The 26,236-nt window shown below is 57.1% G+C and carries 20 protein-coding genes; 6 read left to right on the top strand and 14 right to left on the bottom strand.

Annotation, left to right across the window (positions count from 1 at the left end):
• Positions 1-5: 5 nt before the first annotated feature.
• Positions 6-551 carry a hypothetical protein gene (locus HDF14_RS23460; RefSeq protein WP_183981187.1) on the bottom strand — a complete coding sequence of 182 codons (546 nt, stop codon included), beginning with the start codon at positions 549-551 and terminating at the stop codon, positions 6-8.
• Positions 552-941: 390 nt separating this feature from the next.
• On the opposite strand from HDF14_RS23460, the gene HDF14_RS26180 reads away from it, so the two are divergent.
• Positions 942-1,742: a PEP-CTERM sorting domain-containing protein gene (locus HDF14_RS26180; RefSeq protein ID WP_260698531.1), complete on the top strand. Its 801-nt coding sequence runs from the start codon at positions 942-944 to the stop codon at positions 1,740-1,742.
• A gap of 8 nt (positions 1,743-1,750) precedes the next feature.
• On the opposite strand, the gene cobA is transcribed toward HDF14_RS26180, so the two are convergent.
• The 7 genes from cobA to HDF14_RS23500 all read right to left on the bottom strand — a co-directional run bounded on the left by cobA (position 1,751) and on the right by HDF14_RS23500 (position 13,731).
• On the bottom strand, positions 1,751-2,497 hold the full coding sequence (gene cobA, locus HDF14_RS23470; RefSeq protein WP_183981188.1) for a uroporphyrinogen-III C-methyltransferase: 747 nt from the start codon (positions 2,495-2,497) through the stop codon (positions 1,751-1,753).
• Positions 2,494-3,135 (bottom strand): precorrin-2 dehydrogenase/sirohydrochlorin ferrochelatase family protein, encoded by a 642-nt coding sequence (locus tag HDF14_RS23475; protein WP_183981189.1) that lies wholly within the window; start codon positions 3,133-3,135, stop codon positions 2,494-2,496. The genes cobA and HDF14_RS23475 overlap by 4 nt, the downstream gene beginning before the upstream one ends.
• A 9-nt stretch (positions 3,136-3,144) precedes the next feature.
• A complete protein-coding gene (locus HDF14_RS23480; RefSeq protein ID WP_183981190.1) occupies positions 3,145-4,869 on the bottom strand; it encodes a nitrite/sulfite reductase in 1,725 nt (574 codons plus the stop codon).
• 294 nt (positions 4,870-5,163) lie between these two features.
• On the bottom strand, positions 5,164-5,838 hold the full coding sequence (gene phoU / locus HDF14_RS23485; protein ID WP_183981191.1) for a phosphate signaling complex protein PhoU: 675 nt from the start codon (positions 5,836-5,838) through the stop codon (positions 5,164-5,166).
• Positions 5,839-5,952: 114 nt separating this feature from the next.
• The gene (locus HDF14_RS23490) at positions 5,953-10,089 is read right to left on the bottom strand and encodes a sodium:solute symporter family transporter (protein ID WP_183981192.1); all 4,137 of its coding nucleotides are present in this window, start codon (positions 10,087-10,089) and stop codon (positions 5,953-5,955) included.
• Positions 10,090-10,162: 73 nt separating this feature from the next.
• A complete protein-coding gene (locus HDF14_RS23495) occupies positions 10,163-11,506 on the bottom strand; it encodes an Hsp70 family protein (protein WP_183981193.1) in 1,344 nt (447 codons plus the stop codon).
• A gap of 56 nt (positions 11,507-11,562) precedes the next feature.
• Positions 11,563-13,731 (bottom strand): beta-N-acetylhexosaminidase, encoded by a 2,169-nt coding sequence (locus tag HDF14_RS23500; protein WP_183981194.1) that lies wholly within the window; start codon positions 13,729-13,731, stop codon positions 11,563-11,565.
• A 255-nt stretch (positions 13,732-13,986) separates the two neighbouring features.
• Here HDF14_RS23500 and HDF14_RS23505 point away from each other — a divergent pair, with 255 nt between their 5' ends.
• Positions 13,987-15,825 (top strand): hypothetical protein, encoded by a 1,839-nt coding sequence (locus HDF14_RS23505; RefSeq protein ID WP_260698532.1) that lies wholly within the window; start codon positions 13,987-13,989, stop codon positions 15,823-15,825.
• An 80-nt stretch (positions 15,826-15,905) separates the two neighbouring features.
• On the opposite strand, the gene msrB is transcribed toward HDF14_RS23505, so the two are convergent.
• Entirely contained in the window at positions 15,906-16,508 is a 603-nt protein-coding gene (msrB, locus tag HDF14_RS23510) for a peptide-methionine (R)-S-oxide reductase MsrB (RefSeq protein ID WP_183981195.1), read from the bottom strand.
• A gap of 159 nt (positions 16,509-16,667) precedes the next feature.
• Here msrB and uxaC point away from each other — a divergent pair, with 159 nt between their 5' ends.
• The 4 genes from uxaC to HDF14_RS23530 all read left to right on the top strand — a co-directional run bounded on the left by uxaC (position 16,668) and on the right by HDF14_RS23530 (position 21,056).
• A complete protein-coding gene (gene uxaC, locus HDF14_RS23515) occupies positions 16,668-18,071 on the top strand; it encodes a glucuronate isomerase (RefSeq protein ID WP_183981196.1) in 1,404 nt (467 codons plus the stop codon).
• 348 nt (positions 18,072-18,419) lie between these two features.
• Positions 18,420-19,694 carry a lactate racemase domain-containing protein gene (locus HDF14_RS23520; RefSeq protein ID WP_183981197.1) on the top strand — a complete coding sequence of 425 codons (1,275 nt, stop codon included), beginning with the start codon at positions 18,420-18,422 and terminating at the stop codon, positions 19,692-19,694.
• A 45-nt stretch (positions 19,695-19,739) separates the two neighbouring features.
• A complete protein-coding gene (locus HDF14_RS23525) occupies positions 19,740-20,240 on the top strand; it encodes a gluconokinase (protein WP_183981198.1) in 501 nt (166 codons plus the stop codon).
• Between the two features lie 39 nt (positions 20,241-20,279).
• Positions 20,280-21,056, top strand: a complete 777-nt coding sequence (locus HDF14_RS23530) for an SDR family NAD(P)-dependent oxidoreductase (protein ID WP_183981199.1) — start codon at positions 20,280-20,282, stop codon at positions 21,054-21,056.
• A 487-nt stretch (positions 21,057-21,543) separates the two neighbouring features.
• Here the strand turns inward: HDF14_RS23530 and HDF14_RS23535 are convergent, their stop codons facing one another.
• From HDF14_RS23535 to larE, 5 genes are all read right to left on the bottom strand, one after another.
• Positions 21,544-21,795 carry a hypothetical protein gene (locus tag HDF14_RS23535; RefSeq protein WP_183981200.1) on the bottom strand — a complete coding sequence of 84 codons (252 nt, stop codon included), beginning with the start codon at positions 21,793-21,795 and terminating at the stop codon, positions 21,544-21,546.
• Positions 21,796-21,853: 58 nt separating this feature from the next.
• Positions 21,854-22,615, bottom strand: coding sequence for a nickel pincer cofactor biosynthesis protein LarB (gene larB, locus HDF14_RS23540; protein ID WP_183981201.1), 762 nt, complete (start codon positions 22,613-22,615; stop codon positions 21,854-21,856).
• 205 nt (positions 22,616-22,820) lie between these two features.
• Complete coding sequence (locus HDF14_RS23545; RefSeq protein WP_183981202.1) at positions 22,821-23,837, bottom strand: aldo/keto reductase; 1,017 nt, start codon at positions 23,835-23,837, stop codon at positions 22,821-22,823.
• A gap of 66 nt (positions 23,838-23,903) precedes the next feature.
• Positions 23,904-25,226 (bottom strand): nickel pincer cofactor biosynthesis protein LarC, encoded by a 1,323-nt coding sequence (gene larC / locus HDF14_RS23550; RefSeq protein WP_183981203.1) that lies wholly within the window; start codon positions 25,224-25,226, stop codon positions 23,904-23,906.
• 32 nt (positions 25,227-25,258) lie between these two features.
• Positions 25,259-26,197, bottom strand: coding sequence for an ATP-dependent sacrificial sulfur transferase LarE (gene larE, locus HDF14_RS23555; RefSeq protein ID WP_406707260.1), 939 nt, complete (start codon positions 26,195-26,197; stop codon positions 25,259-25,261).
• Between the last annotated feature and the right edge of the window lie 39 nt (positions 26,198-26,236).

Here is a 26,236-nt window from a genome sequence, read left to right on the forward strand (position 1 = left end):
AACAGTTACCGGTGTCCGCCACCGCCGTGACCGCCGCCACCACCGTGGAATCCACCGCCGCCGCCACCACCGTGGAATCCGCCACCACCACCACCGCCGTGGTATCCGCCACCGCCACCGCCGCCGTGGTATCCGCCGCCAACAGACGCTCCCCGGTATCCGCCACCATAGCCGCCGTGATACCCACCGGCGTAGCCGCCCCGGTATCCATAGCCACCACGATAGCCATAGCCTACGCCGCCACGGTAGCCGTATCCGCCACGGTATCCATAGCCCCAGCCGCCGCGGTAACCATAGTAGCCGCCACGGTACCAGGGGCCGGCACCAATAAAGAGACCGCCGCTAAACCAAGACGGTCCGTAGTAGCCGTAAGGTGCGCAGGCATAAGGGTAGTAGCCATAGTACCCGTAAGAGCAGGCGGGAGCAGCATAGCCGTAGCCACCGTAGACGGGGCCACCAATGCCGACGCCCACCGACACCTGGGCATGAGAATAAGGTGCCGCCGGAACGATCAGGATGGCGAATAAAGCGAGATAGCGTAGAAAGCGCATTTTCAAATCTCCTGAGCAAAGCCCAGTACGCCGTCAGGCGTCAGTGGCTCTACAGAACCCGTTCCTTGGGAGGGCCCGGCGTCCTGATTATAAGAACGCAAAACCGAAGAAAATGTTGTGCTGAGTCCTAATTTGGTGGTCGGCCTGCAAAGAATTGCGGTGGAGATCATCCAGATTCCAGCCGAGATTCCCACATTGGTAAACAGAATGAGAGGAAAAGGGAAAACAATTCGCCAATGCAGGGTAATATATTCCCAATCGCGTAAAGTTTTTACCCGAATACTGCAATGTTTGGCAGGTTCAGTTGCAATCTGATTTGGTCCACTGATTGCATCAACGTTTACGTTCGTCCAGTGATTATTAGAAGGACGAAATCTCCTAAGGTGAATTATGCGTCGCTTTGTGTATCTTCTGCTCTTGGTGATCTTTGTAGGCGCATCGGCATCGTGCATCAGCGCGTCGACCGATTGCGAGCGATGGTTTGTCGCGTACCGCCGTGAACTCGCACACTCCCGCCAGGTCCAGCGCATAGCTGCAGCGAAGCGCCGCGCCAAGCTGTACGCTCAGCACAAGATGACCCCGGCTAAGCCGAAGCTGGTGCCCGCTGTCGCAAGGGGCCCTCGCATGACCCGCCCGCAAACGCTCCACCACATCAACTTGGCTTGCGGTGTTCTGCCCGATGGTGGCGGCGATGAGCCTCTCGTGGCAGAGGAAACCCCAGGTCCGTTCCACTCCGCGCTCCCTCTTGAGGATGGTCTGGATCTCCAGCCGGTCGATCTAGGCGAAATGGTCGCCTTAAACGACGTACCGCCTCCTCCTTCCTATGGGGACGTCTCACCCGAGACTCCAGGCGGCCCATCTGTCTACAACCCGGGCTACGGTGGTGGCGGTGGTGCGGCCCCCGGTGGACCAGGAAAAGGAGTGACCGCACCTCCTGGCACCCCCGGTTCTCCCAGTGGTCCCGGTTCTCCCAGTGGACCAGGTTCTCCCAGCGGTCCAGGTTCTCCCAGCGGTCCGGGTTCTCCTAGCGGACCAGGTTCTCCTAGTGGTCCGGGTTCTCCCAGCGGACCAGGTTCTCCTAGCGGACCTCCGCCGCCAATCTCGGTTGTTCCGGAACCTTCCAGCTATGTTCTGGTGCTGACTGGAATGGTGGGCGCAGCAGGCGCGATTCGCCGCAGATTCAAAGTTTAGCCGGCCTTCTAGCTACCAGAACCTTGGTCTGGCACTTGAATGGCATGTCCGATCAGCAGGATCACGGGAGCAGGACCAACAGCTTCATCGTCGAGTTCGTCTAGAGTCGAAATGTAAACGTGCTCATCAGCCGCGGTCGCCTTGCTAATCGCAACACAGGGCGTCTCGCCCGAGATCCCGGAAGAAATTAGGTCCTGGGCGAGCGTACGAAATTTACGGCCTGGCATGTAGATCACCAGCGTGGCCTCCTCAGGGAGGGCCCCCGTCCACTTCGGCTTCAGATCCACCTTCTCCGCCGCATGATGAGCCGTCGCGAGAATCAATTTCGAAGCTGCGCTGCGATCTGTTAACGGAGTTTTTAGTCTTGCTGCCGCAGCAAACGCCGTCGTAATCCCTGGGACGATTTCGAATGGGATTTTCGCTTCCCGCAAGGCCCCAATCTCCTCGCCAGCCCGCCCAAAGATCAGGGGATCGCCGGACTTCAGCCGAAGCACGGACCTACCCGCCTGTGCAGCCTCCAGCATAAGAACGTGGATCTCGGCTTGCGTAATACGCGGCTGCCCACAGCGCTTCCCCACTGGAATTATCTCTGCACCGACGTGGGCGAGCGAGAGAATTTCAGCGGATACCAGATCGTCCGGTAGGATCAAATCGGCGGTCTCAAGCAACCGAAGTACTCGGAGCGTAAGCAGGTTAGGATCGCCGGGACCTGCACCTGCTAAGTAGACAGTTCCAGGCTGGGCAGCAGCGTTCACGATTTCTTCTCGGGGAGCGGATTCTTTAAAGCATGTTCGCGGGCAAGCAGGCGAGACGGGCAGGACTCGTATCCACACACTTCGCGTTGCGCCAGTTGATGAAGTAGCCACTTACGCTCTTCATTGAGCGGCTCAATCTGCGTTACCTCACGCCTCAGGTTGCCTAAGTCCGTCAGCCAATCACCAACGTCAAGCGGCAGTTGCGCGTTGATCTCTTTGCGCAACCTCTGGGCTAGCGCCGGACTTGCTCCCGCAGTCGAAATGGCGATTTGCAGATCTCCGCGCCGCACTACAGAAGGGAAGTAAAAATCGCAAAACGGCGGGTCGTCAACCGCATTGCAGAGGATGTTTTTCTCGGTCGCCTCTTTGAAAATGGCTCGGTTCACCACAGGATTATCGGTCGCTGCAACCACCAGGAACTGTGCCGTCAAGTCGCCCGCAGCATACTCCCTCTTTAGCCATTCGATCTCACCTGCAGCGGCCATGTCCGCAACGCGAGGACGCGCTTTCGGTGCAATGACCGTTACTTTAGCGTGAGCAGCCAACAGCGAATCGATCTTCGCTTCGGCCAAATTCCCGGCTCCAACGACAACACATGGCCGCGCTGCAATTTTAAGAAAAATAGGAAAGAGATCCATCGAACTAGGTTACTCTCCCGGCGCAAAACGGCCAGCGCCAACCGGCGGAGCATCGCGGTCGACTGGCTCGACAACTGTACCTGCAAGCTGAGCGCGTAGACTATCGTCATCCATGCGAGCGAAGTAGGCACGCAGGTCTTCTTCCGGTTGACGCGCTGCGAGATAACCCCGCAACAGCCGCTCAATTGCGTCCGGTACATCGTCTGCGGCGGCTCGATAGCCCAGCGGACGGGCCGTTCGTGCAAACCTACCCACCGCCCCCCCCACGCAAAAATAGAAGGCGTCTACAGTCTTCCCGTCTTTTTTTAACTTCTTGCCCTCGAGGCCGATGTCAGCGATCCAATGCTGTCCGCAGCTATTGGTGCAACCTGTTACGTGTAATTTGATCTGCTGATCGAACGCCGGAAGTCGCTCTTCCATTTCACTGACCAACCACTTCGAAAAGCTCTTCGTCTCTGCAATCGCCAGCTTGCAAAACTCAGTTCCGGTGCAGGCGATCGCCCCGCGCCAGAAAGCTGAAACATCCACCTGCAATCCCATCCCATTGAGCGCCACAACCAGATCCGCGGTCTTCGCGTGTGGCACGTTCGCGATGAGAATATTCTGCATGATCGTCGTGCGCAACTCACCGCTGCCATACTGTTCAGCCAGTTCGGCCAATTGATGAAGCTGCTCACCTGAGATGCGTCCACGCAGAACACTGGCGCCCACCGAAGACAATCCAAGCTGTTTCTGCGGCGCGACGCCAATATGATCGCGATAGATATCGTCAGGAACCACATCTTCGCTGACAGGACTTGGATCCAATCTGTACCCAAGCTTAGCTTCGATCGCTTCGAGAAAGGACTCCGCCGTCCAGCCGTGACGCATAAAGAGATACTTAATGCGAGCCCTGGCGCGGTTTTCACGAAGCTCCTGCTGCTCGCGAAATACCTCGGCAGCGGCATGCACAGCCGCATATGCCTGATCCTGCCGGATGAATGCGGGGATACGTACCGCAAGGTGGGGCTCTGTCGAAAGACCTCCGCCCACGCGCAACGTATAGCCGATCTCCTCCTTGCCATCGACAACCCGCTTGATTGCGGTCAGTGCAAGATCATTAATCTCTGGATAGGTGCACCACGAAGGGCAACCGGTAACAGAGATTTTGAACTTTCTCGGCAGGTTATAAAAATCAGGATTCGCCGTCAGCTTGTGTGCGATCTCTACGGCCAGCGGAGAAGCATCGATGAGCTCATGCCCATCAATTCCTGCCAGTGGGCAGCCTGTCACGTTGCGAACTACATCCCCACATGCGCCCTTCGGGCTCAGTCCCACGGCGGTCAATGCATCGACCACCCTGGGCAACGCATCAATCGTCAGCCAGTGCAGCTGTATATTTTGCCGCGTCGTGATGTCTGCAAGATTTCGAGCGTACTGCTTTGTAAGATCAGCTATGACGCGCAACTGTGAACTGTTGAGGATGCCGTTTGGCAGGCCGATACGCATCATGAAGTATTCGGTGGCCTTCCCCTCGCCGCCGACACCTCCGGTGGCTCCGACGCCATCCCCTTGCGTATAAATGCCCCACCATTTGAAGTAGAGCCCAGCCCACTCCGGAAGTACGGACTCACGTCCATCCCGGGCAAATTGCCGAACTTCCTCCCATGCCTCCCACGGATTTTTTGCCAGCTTCAAACGCTCGGACTTCTGTGCTTTGGTCTCTTTTACGGGGGAAGCGATGGGGGTGCCCATGATGAGTATCCTTTGGTCTGCGATAGAAACAAGAAAGCCCACTGTGTGTCAGTGGGCGCTGTTGACTTTGCTGAGAGAATCGAGACTTATTGGGTAAGTCCACGACATGAGCAAAGGCAACGACGCACGCAGTTGTGACAACACGCGCGACAAGCCAGTGACATTCGTGGAGACGTACTCACCATACTCTGAGGTTAGTTGCACGAGAAGCGCACGTCAAGGCCGAGAAGTCCTGTCAGCTCTAAAAATCGCTTTTAGGTCGCTCGCCGTAACGTCATCCCACGACCCGAAAACTCAGTCTGCCTCAGCGAGCGAGAGCTTGTGCCGCACATCGGAGCCGCGAACCCAGAAGATCACGTCCTCGGCAATATTGGTGGCGTGGTCCGCTGCTCGCTCCAGGTTACGCGAGATGATGATCGCATTCAGTGCCTGTCCGCTAACCACCGGGTGTTGCTGCATTACCTCAATCAGCTCGTTCTGAACATCGCGATTCATGTCGTCGATCTCATCGTCCATCGCAAGTACAGACTCTGCCAGCTTGGCGTCGGCCTCCAGCAGCGATTGAATTGCGCGTCGAATCATGACCCCAACCTTCTCGCCCATATCCGGAATATCGATCGGCAGAGAGATCTTCGGCGACTCATGCAGGTATTGAGTTCTCGAAGCGATATTGGTGGCTTGGTCCCCAATCCGCTCCAGATCGCCGTTGATCTTGATCACTGACAGTATGAAGCGGAGATCGATCGCCATCGGTTGTTCTTTGGCGAGCAGGTCGTAAGCCATCTCATCTACGTCACGTTCAGCCGTATTAATCGCCGCTTCAATCTCCTTCACGTGGTCGCAAAGACTCATATCCCCAGTCAGATAGGCCTCCAACGACAACGAAAGAGCCTGCTGCGAGAGCGCCGCCATGGCGAGAAGCTTGTCTTTGAGAGCTGCAAGTTGCAATTGAAAGTTAATGCGGGGCATCGGCGAATCCTTCTTTACACTTCGTCCCACTATTGTGACGGAAATAAAGCGAAGAAACCATAAATATCGCTTCCTCGAATAGAGGGAACGTACACAGTTTGGGCCACGCCCAGGCTACTTGTAGAGCAGGTAAGCTTCGCGCCGGTGCTCAAAAGCGCTCAGGTCCTTCTCCCATCCGGCCGCGATCTTACGTGGATCGTCCATATTCGTCAGCGCCTGCATCGTATCCACATTCGTGACCAAATATGCGGCTTTGGTCAACTGAAACTCGGGATAAAGATGGTGGAGCGCGCTAAGCAGTTCAATCCCCATCTCCGGGGAATTGAATGCGCGTCGGTCTGTTATGGTGAACGCGACTCCAGGGATCGTCTTCCCATGCGAGGGGTAGTGGTTGGAATCCTCCGCAACGGCAAAACTCGTCGGCACAAAGCTCACGCCGAGAATTTTGCGCCCGGTTAGGTATGCAGCAAGCTCCGACGCATTAATGTACGGTGCTCCAATATGCTCGTACGGCTTGTCTGTTCCACGACCGACTGAGATGTTAGTCATTTCAGTCAGGCCCACCGCAGGGTACAGAGTAGCGGCCGCCGGAGTTCGAAGACTTGGACTTGGATTTGTCCACTTCAGCCCCGTTTCATCAAAATATTGTTCTCTTGACCAATTTTGCATCGGCACAACAGTCAGCTGGGCATGGATAGGTACCAGGATGTTGTTCGAAGTTGCGCTGGGAATTCGTCGTTCGCTGTTGAAGTAGAGGGCAAGTTCTCCAAGCGTCATTCCATTGCGAACGGGCATCGGCATGTAGTTGTTGTAAGATTCCGCTCCAGCATCAGACACGGGTCCCTGCACAGCTATACCACCGTTGGGATTCGGCCGATCGAGCAGAATAATCTCGATGTGCGCCTGCGCCGCGGCCTCCAGAAAATATCCGACGAGTGCCTCATACGTATAGAACCGAACGCCGACATCTTGCAGGTCGATCACCACGGCATCGAGATCCTTCAGAGACTCCATGCTCGGATGGCGCTGTTCAGGTTTTGCGCCATAAAGACTCAGGATAGGAAGATTCGTCGCAGGGTCCACATCGTTACCGATCTTGACAATGTCTTTTGTCCCGAGAAGGCCATGCTCAGGCGAGAACAACGTCTTCAGTTCAACCTCAGGAAGACTGTGTTGCACAATATCGATAGTCCTTCGACCCTCACGATCGAGTCCGGTTTGGTTCGTCAGCAACCCCAGCCTCAGATGATTGCCATGACGCTTTGCAGCCTGCGCTAGGGCTTCGAAGTGAGTGGCCTCCAGCACATCCACTCCCGTCAGTGTCTGAGAGTCAACAACCGCGGTCGTGTGCTCAGCGCCAACTCGCAGCGCGCGAGCGGCAGCAGTTGCTACTTGCCCTCGCAACACCGAAATAGGTGGCGCTCCACGAGGATGAATTGCATTCGACAAAATAACCACGAAGCTGTCGCTCCCTGGATCCATCCATAGGGAAGTCCCGGTAAATCCCGTATGCCCGAAGCTCCCAATTGGAAAGACCTCACCGCGCGGCCGCGAAAACGCCGAGTTAATATCCCACCCGAATCCCCGTGCTGCCACTCCGGTCGTTGTCTTGCCATCTGCAGTAAAGATCGTCGCCCCTGAAACCGCGCCAGCGGGTTGTTCCGGCTCCGTCATCAACTTGAGCGTCGCCTGATCCAACGGAAAACTGCTTTGTCTTCCCGCTAATCGATCGAGCAGCGCCTGAGCAAACAACGCAATATCTCCCGCTGTAGAAAACACCCCCGCGTGTCCGGCAACTCCACCCATTCTTCGTGTAGTCGGGTCGTGCACTGTTCCACGAAGCAATCTGTCGTAGTCCGGATTCGTGAGTGCCGATCCTTCATTGTCATACGCGGTTGGCGCGATATTGGTAATCCAAACACCAGGAACCCACCCACCTCGACTCCCCGGAGAGCCATCAGACTTGCAAGAAACATTCGTCGCGACCGGCAACGGAGAGGGAACAGACACGGCTGATCCGTGAAGCTCCTTGACCCCGCACGCGCTCAGAAACGGCAGATAACGAGTGTGCGTCATCCCCAATGGATTGAATATCTTTTCCTGCGCATACTCGTTCAAAGCTTGTCCGCTGATTCTTTCCACCAGCACGCCAAGCGTGATGTAGTTGATATCAGAATATTTGAAATGCGTGCCCGGCAGAGACTCCAAGGAGGCGCTCATCGCCCGTTGCACACCCTCCGCTTTATCAGGAGCGACAAGTCCCCACGCATCCTTCAGGTCAAGATCTTCTGGCAAACCCGAGTAGTGCGTCAGCAACTCCCGAATCGTAACCGCCTGCTTCCCATTTGCCGCAAACTCGGGCAGATACTTCGCCACTGGATCGTCGAACTGAAGCTTATGAGCCTCATAAAGCTGCATCACTGCCGTAGCCGTAACCAGGCACTTCGTCAGCGACGCCATATCGAAGACGGTATCTTCCGTCATCGGTTCCACAGTGGGTTCAAGCGCGCGATTCCCGTACGACTTTTCAAAGACAGTCTTCCCGTCGTGATTGACAAGCACCACTGCACCCGGAAGCTTCTTAGTGCTTATCGCCTCATTCAACAGCGTAGAAACCGCACTGAAATCGTAGCTCTCATGAGAGTCCGTTTGAGTCTCCGCAGCAATGTCGCGTGATGAGAGAAAAAAAGGAGCAGCGAATAACAATAAAATAACGACCTTCGCAGCAGTCTTTTGCGGCGACTTGTCAGCTCGATGCCCAGGGAACAAAAGACTGCCGAGGGACCCCACCACAAACGTAACGACCGATCCGATCAGCACATACCAGGTGAACGCAATATGCGGAATCGTGATCGGCCCAACCTTGATCACACCCGGAGAGAGCCAAAGCAAAAGGTTCAGCCCAAACCCACAGATCATTCCAAGAATCGCCCCCGTCTGCGTTGCGTAGCGGGTCAGCGTCCCTAGTAGAAACACACCCAGTAAAGCACCATAAGCTACCGAAGCAATCGACAACCCAACCTCTACCACGTGGCCCTTACCCCCAGCGAATACGCTATACACAGCCACTCCAAACAACACCAGCGCCCACACCACCGTGCTCGAGCGCGAGATCATCATCCGTTCGCGTTCATCCGCCTCTGGCCTCCAGTGCATATAAAAATCCACCACAGTCGTGGAAGAAAGGGAATTCAGCGCCGCACTTAGATTTGACATCGCCGCAGCGAGAATCGCAGCGACCAACAGCCCGGCGATCCCGATCGGCATCTCGCGCACAATAAACGTTGGGAAGATTCGGTCCGCCGAAGCGAACACCGTCGGATGCAGCCCATAGAAAACATAGAGTCCCACACCGATCAGCAGGAAAAGCGTGAACTGCATAAAGATCACAACGCCGCTCGAAAGTAACGCCAACCTTGACTCACGCAGGTTCCGCGCTGCCAACATTCGCTGCACCATCAACTGGTCCGTGCCATGAGAGGCCATCGTCAGGAACGTTCCCCCCAGCACTCCCGCCCAAAACGTGTAGCTCTGTGTCAGGTTGAGCGCGAAGTGGAACAGCCGAAACTTTCCCGCGGCCGCCGCAACTTCGTGAATATGCGACCATCCCCCAGGCACATGTGTCCCCAGCGTAAAAATCGCAACCATCGTACCGCCGACATAGATAGCCATCTGCACCACATCGGTCCAGATCACCGCCGCCATTCCACCTTCAAACGTATAGAGCAACGTAAGAGCCGAAATGATCCCGATCGACAGCACATCGCGCGTCCCGATGGCGATCCCAATCACGATGCTCACGGCGAACACCCGCACCCCTTCAGCCGCCGCCCGTGTCAACAGGAACAACCCTGCGGTGACCTTGTGCAACGTGTGTCCGAAGCGCTGATCGATCAACTGATACGCCGTCAGCATCCGGCCTTCAAAATACTTCGGCAGAAAGATGAGCGCCACCACCACGCGGCCCAGCATGTAGCCGATCACGATCTGCAAGAACCCAAAGTCCCCGGCGAACGCCACGCCGGGAATACTGATGATCGTTAGCGTGCTGGTCTCCGCCGAGACGATAGACAACGCAATTGCCCACCAGGGAATTGTTTGATCCGCAAGAAAGTATCTCCGGAGTGATCTCGTGTTCGGATCTTTGCCACTCCGAAAGCGCAGACCAAACAATGTGATACCGATCAGGTAGACGACGATCAGTGCAAGATCGAAGGGGTGAAGGCGCGTAGGAACTGCGGCAGCATACATTCGTGCCAGTGTATAGCGCCAGCGCCCCTAAACGCAGCATACTCGAGCCGTCACTTCAAATTCAGTGACAGCTTCAGTACCCCTTTGCGTAAGCCTCTTCGGCTCGCAGAGCAAGCCCCCTCGCAACCGATGTGAATTCATTGCCCGTGCGGACTCGCGAGGAGGTAAATCTTGACTCGAAGATGCGCCGAACTGCCGGCACGAAGCTAGTTCCTCCAGTCAAAAACACGCGGTCGACCTCTCGTGTAGAGATGTTGCTGGTAGCGAGCAGCGTGTCCACGCATCTCTCGATCGATTCGAGGTCTTCAGCGATCCAACCTTCAAACTCAGCGCGCTCAACTGTCGCCACGAGATCCATGCTGCCGTCGCGGAATCGGAACTTGGCCGTTTCATGATTCGACAGATCGACTTTCAAACGCTGCACAGCCTGATGAAGCTGGTATCCAAGGTCCTCCTCGATCAGGTTGATCAGCGCTTCGATCTTCTCTGGTTCTTGTGCCCGCGCCCGAGCGCTTTTCAGTATCTCGGCCACATTCCGTGTCTTCAGAAAAGAAAGATAATGCCAGCGTTCGAGATTGGCGTAAATCCAGGCCGGAGCTGCCGGGATAATGCTCGCCGGACGGTCTGGAGCATGAGCATAGGAACGTTCGAAGCTGTCCGAGCCCAGCGCTGGAGAGACCAACTTGCGAACAATTCTCGCATCGAAGCTATCGCCTGCCAACCCCAATCCGCTATTTCCTAAAAGATCCTTTGCCGTCCGTCCACGCGCACGAACACCAAGACCAACATGCAGCAGCGAGAAGTCGCTGGTACCCCCACCAAAGTCCCCAATCAGGATCAGTTCGTTGTGATCGAGAGTTGATTCGTACGCGTAAGCCGCAGCAATCGGCTCCATCTCGAACTCGACCGACTCAAAACCTGCGTGAATAAACGCCTGTCGCAACCGCTGCACCGCGAAGTCATCGTCCTCAACGCTGTCGGCTCCCACGAATCGAACCGGCCGGCCCACCGTAGCCTGTCGAACAGGATGGCCAAACTGACGTTCAGCAGACAATCGCAGATCAGTAAGGATGCGCGAGATTAAATCCTCAATTGTGTACCGCCGTCCAAACACCTCTGTGCCGGTCAGTGTTCTGCTGGTTAGGTAAGACTTCAGCGACTGAACCAGCCGGCCCTTGTGTTCGGCATGAAGATAATGCTCAATCGCTTGTGGCCCCGTGAATCCCTTAATCTGCGTACGGCCGGAATGCTTATGCTGTTCCAGGTAAAGCACGGAACGAAACGACTCCGTAGCCGCTGCCGCAGTAGGGAAGGAAACCAGCTCCACTGTCCCGTCTCCGCGAGCAGATGCGATGGAGCTGTTCGTGGTGCCGAAATCGATTCCTAGTCTGGGGCCGATGGAGTGCGTCGAAAGCATGGTCTTTTAGATTGCCAGATCTCCCGACGAGTGCGCCACCTACTCTTACAAATAACTCACTTCGGCGCGGGAGCCGGAGCCGGCGGAGGTATTCCCAGATCGGCAGCCGGCGGAAGCGTATGAGTATCGGACCACTGACGTTGCGCACTGCGAAGTCTGTCGCTTCTGGCTTCCCATATCCCCACCGTGTAATCGTAGTGCTCGAGCACTGGACGCAGCCCATACGCACGGTTGGAGCGGTACCATGCCTGCTCGTACAGATCACGCAGCAGGGAATAGGCGTCAATGTAATCCTGAATTCGTCCATTCGCCCCATTGATGTCCGAGAGCTCACGGCTTACACTCATGCGCTGCTTCTTATCCGTCGTGTTCTGCATCGCGTAGGCGCGCTGGTAACCCTCCGAAATCTCTTCGGCCAATTGAAACTTCAGACCGATCAGATCCATCCTCCGCGCTCCCAACTCCAGTGCGTCGATGGCCGCAGTCTCGCGCAGCGTCGTAGGCGCAGTCGGATAAGAGTCCGCCGGATCATAAGCTTTAGGCCCTGCCGAAACTGGCGCTGGTGCCGGCGCAGCAGCCCTCGCCTGTGCAATCAAAGTCAGCGCCCGCTCCGCATGCAGTCGCAACTCATGCGCATACGGAAGCACCTGCGCCCCAATCCTCAGCCCATCCTTCGACATCGGGTCCAGCCAGAAGATGCTGTTCGTTCCATCGCCTTCCTTCGCCTGATCTTTCAGCACCGAATGAGCCAGCATCATCTCCTTCTGCGCCTCATTCAGATCGCCCGTTGCGTCGCCATGAAACACCTGAGCATAAGAATCCTGGAAGTCCGGAATCGACGACTCCCCCTTCTGCCAGGCCGCCGCGGCACCAAAGAGAATCCCATACCAATCCTGGTTGAAGAGTCCTTCGCCGTCGTCGTTCCAGATCGTGTTCAGCTGGCCCGTCGACCCCAGCCGCTGCCCATCCGCAGTAAAGCGCTGAATATTGGCAAGCGCATAGTTATTGTTCGGATACACCCTGCGGAAGTTATTCACGCTCGGGGCCACCCAGGTCTCCATCCCCGCGTTTATAAACGGTGTCAAAAAGCGGTCGTAACCCCGGGGCTCCGGGTTGTAAACCCACGCAATCGCGATCGTGGAATCCTTGAATGATTGCGGCAGGCCCTTCAGCAGATCCGGTGAATCCTGCGCGATATCTCCCCAGAAAAGGAACCGGCGATTGAGCGGCTTCAACTCCGTGACTATCCTTTGCAGAAAATCCAGATAAACCACCCCGAGCCCACGAGCATCCACATCTGACTTGGTCTGCCCCAGTCCAAGGTCGACCGTCTCATCCGCGCCGATATGCAAAAAGGGTCCCGGGTAGAGTGCCGCGAGTTCGGTAAACATCTGCTTGATCAGCGCAAGCGATCCCGGCTGCCCCGGCGCCAGCACCGCCCCATGCGGAGTCTCCGCCAGCGGCTGGTACTGCTCCCAATTCAAATTATGGTGGAGATGACCAAACGCCTCCTGCTCCGGCACCACATCAATATGATAGAGCCGCGCATACGCCACCAGTTCTCTGGCCTCCTCAGCCGTAACACTTCCCCCCGGCGGCGCCATCAAAGGGTTCGACGCATACTGCTGCGTATGTTCGAAGTAAGGAGAATAGAGATTGACCTTATAAGCAGCCAGCGTCCGAATCAGGTGTTTCTCAAACTCCAGCGTAGTCACCGGTCCCCGCGACAGGTCATCATCGAGCCCGCGGTATTTCATCGCCGGCCAGTCCCTGATATTCGCCCCATGAAGCACGGCGCGCCCACCGTCGCCCTCAATTAGCTGCTTAACGGTCTGCGCTCCATAGAACACCCCGGCAGCCGTATCCCCAATGACCGTCAGTCCGCCCCCACTCGCGGCGATCGCGTAGCCCTCCGCCTTCATCTCCTCGGTAAACCGAGAGTCGGGGCGCGCCGCGAGCCGCGTTAGTTCGATCTGAACCCCAGTAGCCGAAGCAGCTTGAATACCACGTGTCTGTAGCGTCATCGCCAGATCGTCAGCAGCAAATTGATCTTCCGCGGCGCAAGGGGCAGCACAGACGATGCGAACACCATGTGGCAGTGCTTGATCGGCCGTCGCACGAATCTCGCGCGGCATGGGAATCAACTTAATAGAGGGTTGTGCCGAAGCAAAGGAGCCAAGCACGCCAAAGCCGACCAGCAGGGTACCGAGACGAAAAAAATACATGAGGACAAAGGTAAATCAGTTCTGCGACCTTTGCTGTTACCTATTCAGTTCCCGCCAAAATCTCAAAAAAATGTCAGCCATTCGTAAAATTTCCACAGAACAACGTATTTTCTCCGTGAATACCACACAAATTATTCCTCTGTTCACATGACTTTGTGAGCATGGTTCAAAGAGCAAAGGAAGAAAGTTGGAGAGGCTAGAAGGCCTTCCCGCTCTCTTGTTGTCCTTGTGCCTTTCATATTTCTGCGAGGTTCCATGACGAAGCAACTACGAGCGACCATGGCAGCGATATTGGTTATCAGTTCAATATCTCTCCAGGCGCAAACGAGCACGGCAACACAGAAGACCGGTACGGCGACCGCTCACAAAAAGGCGCCAAAAGAGAGCCCGGTGGAGCGCCAGATCCGCGAACTGCGCGAGCAGATGCAGGACCAGCAGGCTCAGATCGACGCTCTCAAACAGCAGAACGCCGACAAGGACGCGAAGCTTGCCGCCGCTCAGCAGGCCGCTCAGAGTGCTGAAGCTGCTGCTGCCAGTGCCACGGCTAAAGCGGACAGCCTCAGTTCAACCGTCTCGACCAATGCTGACGCCGTCTCCAGCCTGAACAGCACCGTGACCGACCTCAAGACCACCAACGTCGGCCTCGCGCAGACCATCAGCGATACCAAGAAGCAGTTGACCGACGAACTCGAGTCGCCTCTCGCCATCCACTACAAAGGCGTGACCATCACTCCGGTAGCCTTCTTCGCGGCTGAAGGTGTTTACCGTCAGCGCGCGCTCAACGCCGACGTCAACACCCCCTTCAACTCCACCCCTTACCCCGGCGCGGGCCAGGCCCATACCAGCGAGCTCAACCTCTCTGGTCGTCAGAGCAGACTTGGTGCGCTCTTCCAAGCCAACCCCGGACCGTACCACTTCGCAGGGTACGTCGAAGCTGACTTCCTCGGCGCAGGAGCCAGCAGCAACGAAAACCAGAGCAATAGCTACGTTCTCCGCCAGCGTCAGCTCTTCGGTCAGTTCGGAACCAACAGCGGCTTTACTGTAACCGGCGGTCAGATGTGGTCACTCGTTACCGAAACCAAGAAGAGCACCGATAACCGCACCGAGGCCCTGCCCGCTACCATCGACGCGCAATACAACGTCGGTTTCAGCTGGGAGCGTCAGCCAGGTGTAAGGTTCCAGCAGAAGATCGGTGGATTCACGGCCGCCGCCTCACTTGAAGAAGCCGAAATCATCTACTCGGCAACCAATGCGAACTCTAACTTCTTCATCGGCAACGCAGGCGCGGGCGGTGGTCTCTACAACCTGACCGCGAATTACTCCAACAACGTTGCGCCCGACGTGATCGTCAAAGGCACCTACGATATGGGCGCCGCCCACTTCGAAGCCGGTGGCTTGGTTCGCTGGTTCCGCGACCGCAACTACCCCAACCAAACCCTCACCGTCCCATCCGCAGTGGGTGGAAATAACAACACCAAGGTCGGCGGCGGCTTCTTCGCCAACGCCCGCACGCCTGTCACTCACTATGCGGACTTCGGTCTCCACTTCCTTGGCGGTACTGGCGTAGGCCGTTATGGTACTTCGACCTTGCCTGACGTCACAGCGCATCCCGATGGAACGCTCGAGCCCATCAAGAACTACCAGTTCCTCGGTACGCTCGAACTTCACCCGCAGAAGAAGCTTGATCTCGACCTCTACTACGGTACGGAATACGCGCAGCGTACAACCTACCTCAGCACTGTCGGTGCAGATGCCGGCAAGCTGGTTGGTTATGCTCCTGTCACCAGCGCGAACACAGGTTGCGGTGTCGAGACGCTTCCAACAACCCCAACCTCCGGTCTCGGCAGCATCGGCGTTGCCGGAAACCCCCCTTACAGCCCCGGTACACCTGCAAACTGCTTGGGTGCAACCCGTCAGATATCGGAACTCACCGGCGAGTTCGTCTATCGCTTCTACAACAACCCCAAGTTCGGCCGTCTGCAGTATGCCATGCAATACAGCTACCTGCAGCGTGTCGGCTGGGCCGGTGTCGGTGGCGCCCCGAAGGCCAACAACAACATGGTCTTCACCAGCCTCCGTTACTACCTCCCGTAGCAGCTTTCGCACCACATAAAAAAGGCACCCTTCGGGGTGCCTTTTTATTCTCTAAAGTGACTTGATACTACGGCGCCAGCCTAGGCGTTCATAAACTTTATCGAGGCCGAGTTCATGCAGTATCGCAGTCCAGTCGGCGCCGGGCCATCGTCGAAGACATGCCCCAAATGGCCTTCGCATCGCACACACTTCACCTCGGTGCGCTCCATACCCAGGGAGACATCTTTTACCTCAGCGACATTCTCCTTCGCAATCGGCGCCCAGAAGCTCTGCCACCCGGTACCAGACTCAAACTTCGTCCGCGAGCTGAACAACGCTGTGTCGCAGCAGACGCACCGAAAGACACCCGCGTTATGCTCCTTCAAGCTGACGCCCGAATACGGCATCTCCGTGTCCGCCTGGCGAGAAATTTCAAAGGAGTTCTTGCCCAGCTGCTGAAGCCACTCTCCATCTGTCTTCACGACCTTTACGACCGTCTCCTTCCCCAAATTGTTCCCGTCATTGCTGAAGTTGACGATCGTGACCTGGCCCGGTGTCCCATGGACCGCAGCACTCGCCTCCACGCCGGGGGCCCTTCGCATCCGAAGCACCGCATAGGACGCCGCAACCCCTGCTGCAGCAATGAACGCTCGCCGCGTCATCTTCTTTGACCGGTCATCCCGGTTTTTCTCCGAGTCAAACATGATCAGTTCCTCGCAGTCCGCTTCTTATGCGACGTTTGAGTTCGAAAAAAGTTGCATCCGTTCGAATTCGACCTTTTGTTCGAGGTACGGTCAAATCTTTGATACGCTTCTGATGCGACGTTTTTCCAACGCCTGCAGCTTCTAAAGAGGTGATGAGGGATGATTCTCGACGCAAACAGGCTTTTTCCTGCCGACAGCGAAACGCGGTCAATTGCCGGAAGACTCTATGAGACAATCCAGGGCCTGCCCATCATCTCGCCCCACGGCCACACTGACCCGCGCTGGTTTGCTGAGAACGAAGCCTTTGCCAATCCTGCCGCCCTTCTCATTCAGCCTGATCACTACATCTTTCGCATGCTCTACTCTCAGGGAATCTCCCTGGAGTCGCTCGGCATCTCTCCGTTCGACGGCGTCGCTGCCTCGGTCGACCCGAAAGAGGTCTGGCGCATCTTCGCAAAAAACTACTATCTCTTTCGAGGGACCCCCACCCGGCTTTGGCTCGACTACTCCTTCGAGAATCAGTTCGGCCTCACGAAACGTCTCAGCTCTGAGAATGCCGACGAATACTACGAGATCATTGCAAAAAGACTTGAGACCCCCGAGTTCCGGCCCCGCGCGCTCTACGAGCAGTTCAACATCGAAGTCCTCTCCACCACCGACTCGCCCCTCGATACCCTCGAGTACCACAAAGCCATTCGCAAGTCCGGTTGGCGGGGTCGCATTCTGCCGACCTTCCGGCCAGACTCGCTCGTCGATGCTGACTACATTGGCTTCCTCGACAACATCCAGAAGCTAGGCCAGATCACCGGCGAAGACATTGGCACCTGGAAGGGCTACCTCAACGCTCTGCGCAACCGCCGCGCCTTCTTCAAGTCCATGGGAGCTACTGCAACCGATCAGGGCCACCCAACGGCCCTGACCGCCGATCTCGACCCAAACGTTGCAGCCTCTCTCTATGCTCGAATTCTCTCTGGTCGCTCCGTACCAGAGGAGCAGGAGCTCTTCCGCGCTCAAATGCTTACTGAGATGGCCGGCATGAGCGTCGAAGATGGCCTCACTATGCAGCTTCATCCTGGTTCGGTCCGCAACCACAACCGGCACCTCTACGAGAGATTTGGACGCGATAAGGGAGCCGACATACCCTCGCCAACCGAGTACGTCCGAGCACTTCAACCTCTGCTGAATCGCTACGGAAACGACCAGCGATTGACCTTCATCCTCTTCACCCTCGATGAAACCACCTTCTCTCGGGAACTAGCTCCTCTCGCCGGCCACTACCCCTCTCTGAAGTTGGGACCGCCTTGGTGGTTTCACGACTCCCCAGAGGGCATGATGCGCTTCCGCGACCAAGCCACCGAGACCGCCGGCTTCTACAACACGGTAGGCTTCAATGACGACACCCGCGCTCTCCTCTCCATCCCCGCCCGCCATGACGTAGCCCGCCGCATCGACTGCGCCTTCCTGGCTCGCCTGGTCGCCGAACATCGCCTCGATGAAGATGAAGCCTTCGAAGTCATCCAGGATCTCACCGTCAACCTAGTCAGGAAGGCATACAAGCTCTGACGCGGCCATGGACTATCAAACAGAGAGGAGGATTACGGATCTATCGGCGTACTGATCAAACCGCGGCCAACGTCAAAAAAAGTTGAAGATCGTGGCGTATTTTTCTCGGTCCAATTCAACGCGGTTCCCAGTCCACGTTAGCCACACAATCCACCACGTTCTCACCACCAAAACACCGTCGCAAACTCACCTATTTTCGTCCGACCCCTTCAAAAACACAGCAAAATGGATGAAAAGCGGTACTACACATCACCAGGATTTTTTTAGCGCAAGGCACAACTCTTCCAACCGGCCACCTCATCAACTCAACGCACCCCACCACCAGTACCGGGAGTAAGATCAAAACTCATGAGCCTCTTTTTTGCTGCTGGAAGCGCAACAACAGAGATGTCGCCTACAGAAGTGCGATCAAACCTGTTCCAGGCTCTGGACAAACTAGGTCAACGCAATAGAGTCCTTGCGATTCCTCCTGATTTCACGCGAATGCACTCTCAAAGCGGCCTCCTTACCGAATTAGCGTGGCAATACTACGGAGACAAACTCGTCGATATCCTCCCCGCGCTAGGTACTCACAAACCCATGACCGATCAGGAAATTGCGACGATGTATGGCGCAACTCCGCGAACTCTCTTCCGCAACCACGACTGGCGCAACGACGTCGTCACGCTGGGAGAAGTTCCGGGCGAATTCATGTACGAAGTGAGCGAGGGAAAGCTCGACTACACTTGGCCAGCCCAAGTGAACAAATTGCTACGAGACGGTGGGCACGATCTCATCCTCTCTATCGGCCAGGTCGTTCCCCATGAAGTCGTCGGCATGGCGAACTACAACAAGAACATCTTCATAGGCACGGGCGGCGCAATCGGTATTCACCGCAGTCACTTCCTCGGCGCTGTGTATGGAATGGAACGCATGATGGGCCGCGCCGACACACCTGTTCGTCGTGTACTCAACTACGCCAGCGGACACTTCGCTGGCGGGATGCCGATCATCTATGTGCAGACGGTCGTAGCCAAGAACGGGGACGGAAAGTTGGTCATTCGTGGCCTCTATATCGGTGACGATTCAGAGTGCTTCGAACTCGCCGCCGATCTCAGTCTCAAAGTCAACTTCAAGATGATGGATCGGGAGATCAAGAAGGCGGTTGTCTTCCTTGATCCTCACGAGTTCAAAAGCACGTGGCTGGGAAACAAGAGCGTCTATCGCACTCGCATGGCGCTTGCAGACGACGCCGAACTAATCGTCCTCGCTCCGGGGGTGGGTGAATTCGGGGAAGATTCTGCCATTGATGCGCTGATTAGGAAGTATGGCTACTGTGGAACGCCCCGGACCCTCGAAGCTGCCAAAGAAGATCCTCAGTTGGCCGGTAACCTGAGTGCCGCTGCCCACCTCATCCATGGTTCCAGCGAAGGGCGGTTCACGATCCGATATTGCCCAGGGCATCTGACCCGCGAGGAGATCGAGAGCGTTCACTTCGAGTATGGCGACCTGGCGGAGATGACGTCGAAGTACAACCCGGCAACGCTTGGCGACGGTTGGAACACAGTGGACGGCGAAGAGATCTTCTATATCTCCAATCCTGGTCTTGGGCTCTGGGCATATCAGGGGCGTTTCCAGAGCTAGGTTCTGTAGGGTTGCCGTTGCTGATGAGGGAGAGGATGCTGGTGAATGATTGTTGTGTTGATGGGAGTAAGCGGATCTGGCAAGACTACTATCGGGACGCTGCTGGCTAAGCGCGTGGGCGCGGTGTTTGCCGATGGCGATGATTACCATCCTGCGGCGAACAAGCAGAAGATGGCAGCAGGTCATCCGCTCAACGATGAGGATCGTGAACCTTGGCTCGAGGTGCTGAACCGGTTACTGAGGGAGTGGTTTGGAGAAGGGGAGAGTGGTGTTCTGGCTTGCTCTGCGTTGAAGGCGAGCTATCGGACTACGTTGCAGGCGGGGATGCCAAAAGGTGCGGTAAGCTTTGTTCTGCTCGAGGCGTCGAAGGAGATGCTTGCGGCTCGGTTGGCTGAGCGGAAGCATGAGTTCATGAGTGCGAAGCTATTGGAGAGCCAGCTTGCGACGCTCGAGATGCCGAGCGATGCTGTTCGGGTTATGAACGATCGGTCGCCAGATGATGTTGTCAGTCAGATTCTTGCGCAAGTTTCGCCTGAAAAGAACTGAGTTTTTTAGAATATTTTGAGTTAGGAAGAGGCATTTTCTATGGGGCATCCTTTGTTTGATTTGAGTGGCAAGTCGGCGGTGGTGGTGGGGGGGACGTCGGGTATCGGCTTGGCGATGGCGGTCGGGCTCGCGGAGGCTGGCGCGGATGTCGTGGCGAGTTCGCGACGGATGGAGCAGGTGGACGAGGCGGCGAAGGCGATCGAGGCGACGGGGCGGCGGTCGTTGCGGTTGACCTCGGATGTTGCGGATCGGGAGAGTCTGCAGGCACTTCTCGATGGGACGGTGAAGGCGTTCGGCAAGGTGGATATCCTGGTGAACTGCGCGGGCAGGATTAAGAGGGAGCCTACTTTGACGGTCTCGGAGGAGACCTGGAACGGCATCATGGATACGAATGTGACCGGAACGCTTCGAGCCTGCCAGATCTTCGGGAAGCATATGCTGGAGCGCGGCTATGGGCGCATCATCAACATCGCTTCGCTGAATACCTTCGTCAGCTTGAGAGAGGTTACTGCCTATGCGGCCAGCAAGGCTGCCGTGGGAGCATTGACCAGGTCTCTGGCGGTGGAGTGGAGCGCGCAGGGTGTGACCGTGAACGCGATTGCTCCGGGTGTCTTTCGGACCGCGTTGAACCAAAAGCTGCTGGATGAGAGCGAACGGGGTAAAGAGCTGTTGATGCGCACACCGATGGGGCGGTTTGGGAAGACTGTCGAGCTGGTGGGTGCGGCGATCTTTCTTGCGAGTGATGCCTCGACGTTTATCACTGGCGAAATTCTTGTGGTCGACGGCGGTTTTCTTGCCAGTGGAGTGAATCAGTAGAAGCTGCCTCCCGCTGACGATGGTATGAATCTGTACTCTCTGCTGGCCAGTGGCACCCCCCTCCCCTTAGAGGGTATTTTGCGCGTAAAATACGCATTTTCAATGATTTAATGGGTAGTATCCTCTGTAAAATATTGATTCTAAATTGCTTACGCCTAAAATACTTTAAATGTGTTACTTGAGAACAATACTTCGCGCTTAACGTCAAAGAGCCGCGGAGGTCTCCGCAGCTCTCTGGTGTGGTTTTTCTTAGCTTCATTCAGTATAGCTGTTTGGCTATAACTCATGCGCAAGGGCTATCTTGTTGTTTCAAATGGGGTTGGTGGCGATGGGGGCTTGACAGGTTCTAGGGGCAGCGTCGACGGGATTCCTTCGCTGCGATGCGGGATGACGGTGACAGTACGGGCAACCGCAAAGTAAGGACAACCGCAGATCCCCTTCGGGGATGACAACAAGAAAAGCAGAGTTCAACAACGACACCGCGTGGTTATCGGACTGTGGATTTGGTGGTCCGGCTGTTGTTGTTCTGGTGTGGGGTGGGAAGGATCCAGGGATAGAGAACGGCAAGGTTTGGTGGAACGATGGTGAGGAAGAGCAGGAAGACACCGACCATCTCTGGGATGTGAAACATGTTTCGGCTCTCAAGAAAGAGCGACAGGCCGATCAGCGCAACGATCGTCACGCAGATCACGATGCGTGCAAGGGTCTTTGCCCAGGGTTTGTCGTCATTGGGAAGCATTTTGAAACCGCCTTTCGTCATGCTTTGATAGCGACTTCTGCTAGCAATGTCCGTTTTTTCAGCTACGACGGGCAGACGCACGAGCGATTAATACGGCAGTGTAGGCCGCTCCGAAGCCATTGTCTATATTTACTACGGTAACGTTGGGGGAGCAGGAGTTCAGCATTCCCAAGAGCGCAGCGGCGCCGTCGAAGCTGGCTCCGTAGCCGACCGAGGTGGGGACGGCGATGACGGGAACACCGACCAGTCCGCCTACGACCGAGGGGAGGGCGCCTTCCATTCCGGCACAGACGATGACTACATCTGCGTGAGTGAGTTGGTCGCGGACCGAGAGTAGGCGGTGAAGTCCGGCTACGCCTACGTCGTAGAGGCGGGTGACCCTGGAGTTGAAGAGTTCGGCGGTGACGGCGGCCTCTTCGGCGATGGGCTGGTCGCTGGTTCCGGCGCTGAGGATGGCGATGTGGCCCTTGGTGTCTTCAGGAGGTGATTGTTTGAGGGTGATAGCGCGGGCAGAGGGGTGGTGGATGGCTGCGGGGAAGGACGCGAGGATCATGGCAGCAGTGGCTTCGTCGGCGCGGGTGGCGAGAACGTCGGTGCCGGCGGCGGCCATGCGGGTGAAGATCTCGGTGGTTTGCTGGGGGGATTTTCCCTGGGCGTAGATGACTTCGGGGAGGCCGGTGCGGAGGGTGCGGTGGTGGTCGATGCGGGCGTGGCCGATGTCCTCGTAGGGCATGTCGGCGAGGCGCTGTGTGGCGGCGACTGGGGTGATGGTTCCGGAGTGGACGGCGGCGAGGAGTTCGAGGAGAGAAGCTTTGTTCATCTGTTTTTAAAGATACGGCAGTGAGGCCGCTGGCTGAAGGCAGGTCGGCGGATGAAAGTTCGATGGAGCTAACGTCGTGAAAAGCAGATCCCCTTCGGGGATGACAACCAGAAACGCGAAAGCAACAGCAAGAAGAGCAAAAGCGGCAACAAGAAAGCAAAAGTGCAACAAGAGATGCAAGGGCAACTGTTTTCTAAAGGTGCTTCTACCCTAACCACTTGGGATTGGCTGCCGTGCCGTCGTAGTGGGTGGTGGTTTTGAAGAGCTCGAACTTGCCTTCGCTGGCGGCGGTGGCGGTTCGGGATAGCAGGGCAGTGATCTGCGCCTGGTCGAGAGGTTTGAAGGTGCGTGTGGCTTCGAAGGCTTGATCGAGGGTCTGGGTGTTGTCGATGCCGGTGATAACGACCGAGACCGGTTGAGTGAGGCTGTAGTGGAGGGCTTCGATGGGTTGGACGGTGTTGCTTTTGAGGATGTAAGGATCGCCGAAGGTCTTCATGGCGAGGATGCCGATGCCTTGTTTGAGTGCGACGGGCATGACCTCTTTTTCGAAGGAGCGGAAGTGGGCGTCCATGACGTTGATGGGCATCTGCACGGTGTCGAAGTGGAAGCCGTGTTTTTGCGCGGTCTCGAGCATACGGAGGTGGACGACGGGATCTTTGTGGCCGGTGAAGCCGATGTAGCGGATCTTTCCCGCTTTGCGGGCGGCGACGGCGGCTTCGATGGCCCCGCCGGGTGCGAAGATGCGGTCGGGGTCTTCCATGCGGATGACCTCGTGGAACTGGACTAGGTCGATCATGTCGGTTTGCAGGCGGCCGAGGGATTGTTCGAGTTGCTTGTTGTATTCGTCTGCGGTGCGGCCATCCATCTTGGTCATGAGGAAGACCTTTTGGCGGTAGCCGTTGCGGAGGGCCTGACCCATGCGGACTTCGGAGATGCCGTCGTTGTAGTCCCAGCAGTTGTCGAGGAAGGTGATGCCGCGGTCGATGCCGGCGTGGAGGAGTTGGATACTTTCGGCGGAATCTTTTTGTTTGCCGAGATGGTAGCCGCCCATGCCGATGGCGGAGACGCGCTCGCCGGTGGTACCGAGTTCGCGATAGATCATGTCGGGTGATTCCGGGCGCTTCGTAGTTTGAGTCGGGGGCGGAGAGGTTTGCGCGTTGAGCGGGATTGCTGCGCTTACGCTGGCGGCGGTTGCGGTCTTGAGAAAGTCTCTACGCTCCATGCTTGGTGCTCCTCGGGTTCGTGAGTTGCTATCTTGTTTGATGCAGACTGTGTGTGGAGGGGCGCGTTACTTGAGGTAGGCTGCGATGGCTGCTTGTTGTACGAGCTTCAACGGTACGTTGTGTTTTGTGGCGGCGGCGCGGCAGTCTTCAAACTCGGGGGCTATGTTGCACTCTTGTCCGTTGAGGGTGCCGATCTTTACGCGGATGTCGCCGTAGGTTGTGGTGACGTGAGCGTGGTGGCGGTCGACGCAGACGCGGCTGTCCTGACGGATGCGAAGGCCGAGGGTGCTGGTTTCGCGAAGGATTAATTGTTGGAGAGCTGGGCTGTCGGATGGATTGCAGAGGACGGTGAGGAGGGTGCCGGGGCGGCCCTTTTTCATGATGACTGGAGTGAGCATGACGTCGAGTGCGCCCTGGGCGAGGGCAGTTTCGGAGACGTAGGCGAGGATTTGGGGGGAGAGATCGTCGAGCGCGGTTTCGAGGACTGTGACGGTTTGGGCGTCTTGGGCGTGGTGTTTGGAGGGCGCGTGTTTAGGGTGATCGGAGTTTTCGGCTTCGCCGATGCTGAGGCGCAGGACGTTGGGGAAGTCCTGTGGGTTGCGGGTGCCGGCGCCGTAGCCGATGTGTTCGACGCGCATGGCGGGCTGCTGGCCGAAGGTGGGAGCAAGGGCGCGGATGAGGGCGGCGCCTGTGGGAGTGACGAGTTCCGTTTCGATGTGCGCGGAGTAAGTGGGGAGACCGCGGAGCAGATCGGCTGTGGCGGGGGCGGGGACGGGGAAGCGGCCGTGGGCGCAGTCGACCATGCCGCCGCCTACGTTGAGGGGGGAGGAGAACCACTTGTCGATGGCGAGGGCGTGGATGCCGGCGGAGGAGGCGACGATGTCGACGATGGCATCGACTGCGCCTACTTCGTGGAAGTGAATTTCTTCGATGGGGACGTTGTGGATTTTGGCTTCGGAGGTGCCGAGGAGTTCGAAGGTGTGGATGGCTGTTTGTTTGACGGTGGGGTGTAAGGATGCGGCGTTGATAAGGTCGCGGATGACCGTGAGGGAGCGGCCGTGGGTGTGGTTGTGTTCGTGGGTGTGGCCGACCTTGTGTTGGTGTTGGGTTTTGGGATGGTGTTGGTGCGTGTGGGTGTGCTGGTGGGTGTGGTCTTCTGTTGGCGTTTGGTTGGTGTTGGCTTCGGCGAGATTTGAGCCTTCGTAGACGTGGACTTTTGTGGAGGAGATTCCGCTGCGGTCGACTTTTTCGATTTTGAGGGTCGCGTTTAGGTTGAGAGCGGCTACGGCTTCGTGGAGGATGTTTGGGTCGACTCCGGCGTCGAGTAGGGCTCCGAGAAACATGTCGCCACTGATGCCGGCGAAGCAGTCGAGGTAGGCGATGCGCATGGAGATTATTGTTTCATGTTCGGAGTGCGGCGTTATCGAGCGGGCTGGATGGCGGAGGCGGCGAGGAGAGTGTCGTTCATGGAGCCGGAGCGGTAGCCTTCCGTGTCGAGGGTGACGTAGAGGAAGCCGAGAGGCTTGATGGCGGCGGTGATGGCTTCGAGGACGGAAAGGGTGAGGGCGCGGGGGAGATCGTCGCGGGCGATTTCGATGCGGGCGAGGTCCCCGTGGTGACGGACGCGGACCTGCGGGAAGCCGAGGGCGTGGAGAGCAGCCTCGGCCTGCTCGACCTGGGAGAGATTTTCGCGGGTGACGGGGCGGCCGTACTCGATACGCGAGGCGAGGCATGCGCTGGCTGGCTTGTCCCAGAGCTTGAGGCCGGCCTGGTGGGCGAGGGTGCGGATCTCTTGTTTGGTGAGGCTGGCGGTGACTAACGGGGCGACGGCGTGGTGTTGCGCGGCGGCCTGCTGGCCGGGGCGGAACTCGGCGCGGTCGTCGAGGTTCATGCCGTAGGCGATGTGGGTGAAGTTGCGGGAGACGCGGGCTTGTTCCATTTGCTGGAAGAGCTCGTCTTTGCAGTGGAAGCAGCGCTGGGAGTCGTTGCGCTGGTAGTCGGGGCTTTCGAGTTCGTTGGTGTGGAGAATCTGGATGGGGATGTTGTGGTCTGCGGCGAAGGCGAGTGCGGCGGCGAGTTCGGCGCGGGGGAGGGAGGGGGAGTCGGCGATGATGGCCTGCATGTTTTCGCCGAGGGCCTGGTAGGCGGCGTAGGCGAGGTAGGCGGAGTCTGTGCCGCCGGAGTAGGCGACTAGGACGCTGCCGAGTTGCCGGAGTGTCTCGTGTAGCTTCGCGGATTTGGCTGCGAGATCCATCTGATCTGATTGTAGGCCAGAGCGGCCGGGTGGGGAGGCAGTGAGTTGGAATGAGGGGTGAGCCGTCGGGAGATTCTGAATGGCGTCGAATTTTTGGATGGACATGTGTGAGGATGGTTTTTGATACTTCGCCGTAACTGTAGA

It is taken from the genome of Tunturiibacter gelidiferens (assembly GCF_014201335.1).
GTDB lineage: Bacteria > Acidobacteriota > Terriglobia > Terriglobales > Acidobacteriaceae > Edaphobacter > Edaphobacter lichenicola_E.

Bases quoted from the DNA above. Each gene is read 5' to 3' on its own strand.
- HDF14_RS23460 (WP_183981187.1), bottom strand. From the start codon at position 551: ATGCGCTTTCTACGCTATCTCGCTTTATTCGCCATCCTGATCGTTCCG.
- HDF14_RS26180 (WP_260698531.1), top strand. From the start codon at position 942: ATGCGTCGCTTTGTGTATCTTCTGCTCTTGGTGATCTTTGTAGGCGCA.
- HDF14_RS23475 (WP_183981189.1), bottom strand. From the start codon at position 3,135: ATGGATCTCTTTCCTATTTTTCTTAAAATTGCAGCGCGGCCATGTGTT.
- HDF14_RS23480 (WP_183981190.1), bottom strand. From the start codon at position 4,869: ATGGGCACCCCCATCGCTTCCCCCGTAAAAGAGACCAAAGCACAGAAG.
- phoU (WP_183981191.1), bottom strand. From the start codon at position 5,838: ATGCCCCGCATTAACTTTCAATTGCAACTTGCAGCTCTCAAAGACAAG.
- HDF14_RS23490 (WP_183981192.1), bottom strand. From the start codon at position 10,089: ATGTATGCTGCCGCAGTTCCTACGCGCCTTCACCCCTTCGATCTTGCA.
- HDF14_RS23495 (WP_183981193.1), bottom strand. From the start codon at position 11,506: ATGCTTTCGACGCACTCCATCGGCCCCAGACTAGGAATCGATTTCGGC.
- HDF14_RS23500 (WP_183981194.1), bottom strand. From the start codon at position 13,731: ATGTATTTTTTTCGTCTCGGTACCCTGCTGGTCGGCTTTGGCGTGCTT.
- HDF14_RS23505 (WP_260698532.1), top strand. From the start codon at position 13,987: ATGACGAAGCAACTACGAGCGACCATGGCAGCGATATTGGTTATCAGT.
- msrB (WP_183981195.1), bottom strand. From the start codon at position 16,508: ATGTTTGACTCGGAGAAAAACCGGGATGACCGGTCAAAGAAGATGACG.
- uxaC (WP_183981196.1), top strand. From the start codon at position 16,668: ATGATTCTCGACGCAAACAGGCTTTTTCCTGCCGACAGCGAAACGCGG.
- HDF14_RS23520 (WP_183981197.1), top strand. From the start codon at position 18,420: ATGAGCCTCTTTTTTGCTGCTGGAAGCGCAACAACAGAGATGTCGCCT.
- HDF14_RS23525 (WP_183981198.1), top strand. From the start codon at position 19,740: ATGATTGTTGTGTTGATGGGAGTAAGCGGATCTGGCAAGACTACTATC.
- HDF14_RS23530 (WP_183981199.1), top strand. From the start codon at position 20,280: ATGGGGCATCCTTTGTTTGATTTGAGTGGCAAGTCGGCGGTGGTGGTG.
- HDF14_RS23535 (WP_183981200.1), bottom strand. From the start codon at position 21,795: ATGCTTCCCAATGACGACAAACCCTGGGCAAAGACCCTTGCACGCATC.
- larB (WP_183981201.1), bottom strand. From the start codon at position 22,615: ATGAACAAAGCTTCTCTCCTCGAACTCCTCGCCGCCGTCCACTCCGGA.
- HDF14_RS23545 (WP_183981202.1), bottom strand. From the start codon at position 23,837: ATGGAGCGTAGAGACTTTCTCAAGACCGCAACCGCCGCCAGCGTAAGC.
- larC (WP_183981203.1), bottom strand. From the start codon at position 25,226: ATGCGCATCGCCTACCTCGACTGCTTCGCCGGCATCAGTGGCGACATG.
- larE (WP_406707260.1), bottom strand. From the start codon at position 26,197: ATGTCCATCCAAAAATTCGACGCCATTCAGAATCTCCCGACGGCTCAC.